At 61.8% G+C, this 1,445-nt stretch carries 2 protein-coding genes; one reads left to right on the forward strand and one right to left on the reverse strand.

All coding sequences use genetic code 11. From position 1 onward, the window contains the following. Positions 1–541 (forward strand): glycosyltransferase (locus EN925_RS35600; RefSeq protein ID WP_128337355.1); only part of this gene is annotated, 541 nt, incomplete at its 5' end. On the opposite strand, the gene EN925_RS35605 is transcribed toward EN925_RS35600, so the two are convergent. Then, positions 534–1,445 (reverse strand): glycosyltransferase family 1 protein (locus tag EN925_RS35605; RefSeq protein WP_164894653.1); only part of this gene is annotated, 912 nt, incomplete at its 5' end. The genes EN925_RS35600 and EN925_RS35605 overlap by 8 nt on opposite strands.

The following is a 1,445-nucleotide window of genomic DNA, read 5'->3' on the forward strand; positions in this document are numbered from 1 at the left end:
GGATAAGGACGATTACTACGTTTCAGCGTCCTTCCTCGCCCCCTACAAGCGCACCGACCTTGTCATCCGGGCCTTCAACGAAATGCCGTCGCGGCGACTGGTCATCGTTGGCGAGGGGCAGCAATCAGCCTGCTTGCGGGCGCTTGCCGGTCCCAACGTCACCTTCTCGGGCTACCTGCCCCGGAAAGACTATGTGGACACCCTGGCGCGGGCGAAGGCGATGGTGTTTGCGGGCTGCGAGGATTTCGGCATAGCGCTGGCCGAGGCACAGGCCTGCGGGACGCCGCTGGTCGCCTTCGGTCGCGGCGGCGCCGTCGACATCGTACAGCGGCTAGGATCATCCTCCGAGCCGACAGGAGTGCTGTTCAAGGCTCAAACGGTCGATCACCTCAAGCAGGCAGTGGAACGGTTCGAAGAGAATAGCCATGCCATTGCGCCGCACGCTTGCGCCAGAAATGCAGGACGTTTTTCAGAAGAGAACTTCGACCGCGCGATCCTGGAATCGCTAGACGCCGTCCAGGCACTTCACGAGATCATGTGAATTCGGGAGCCCTGACGATCTTCGTTTCCGTATCGACGCCGTCTGCGGCCGCCATCGCCTGGAGATAACGCAGGCCCGTCGCCCTCCAGCTGTATTCCGCGGCTCTCGCCTTTCCCTTGCCCATCATCTGAGCGCGCAGGGCCTGAGAAGTGCGAAGCTGCACGAAACTGTCGAACCATGCGTCCTGGTCGTCTGGGGATGCAAACAGCGCTGCATTGCCGCAGACTTCAGGCAGGCTGGCGCGGTCTGAAACCACGACAGGACAGCCGACGGCCATCGCCTCGAGGGCTGGGAGACCGAAGCCCTCCGTGAGCGAGGGGAAAGCCAGGCATAGCGAGTCCCCGAGGAGGGCCGCCAACTCGCCATCCGAAATGCGGCCGAGCCAGTGGATGTTTCGCGCTTCGGTCCTGGCGGATCCTGACCTAAAGACGCGCGAATCCGACATGCCGACAATCGCGATTCTGAGTCCGGCTTCGCCAAGACGATCAGCCATGTTCAGGAGGAGATCCAGATTCTTGTGAGGTGCGGCACTGCCGATCAGGACAACGGTTTCCCGCGAGGCCGCCAGCCGCGTCTGTGCTGAGTGTTCAGGCTCCCACCGCAAGGCATGCTCATGGCCGTTCGGCGCCACGAAAGCCCGCTCTGCCGGGATGACGTCGCGGCGAACCAGTTCATCCAAGGAGTAGTTGGAAACGGTCGAAATACCGCACGCCGTCTTGCCGAGGGCGGGCAACAGATTCCTGTAAAGAAGTCTAAAGGCAAATGAATAGCTCTGCGGGGCATTCCAGACGTTTGCATCATGGACGCAGACGATATGCTTGCGGGAAAGCAGCGGCCCTGTGTTGCAGAGGCTGAGCAGTCCGCTGCCATCCAGGGATGAGGGGAGCTGCACCTGTTCCCAGGC

It is taken from the genome of Mesorhizobium sp. M7A.F.Ca.US.006.04.2.1 (assembly GCF_004022915.1).
In the GTDB taxonomy this organism is placed as follows: Bacteria; Pseudomonadota; Alphaproteobacteria; order Rhizobiales; family Rhizobiaceae; genus Mesorhizobium; species Mesorhizobium ciceri.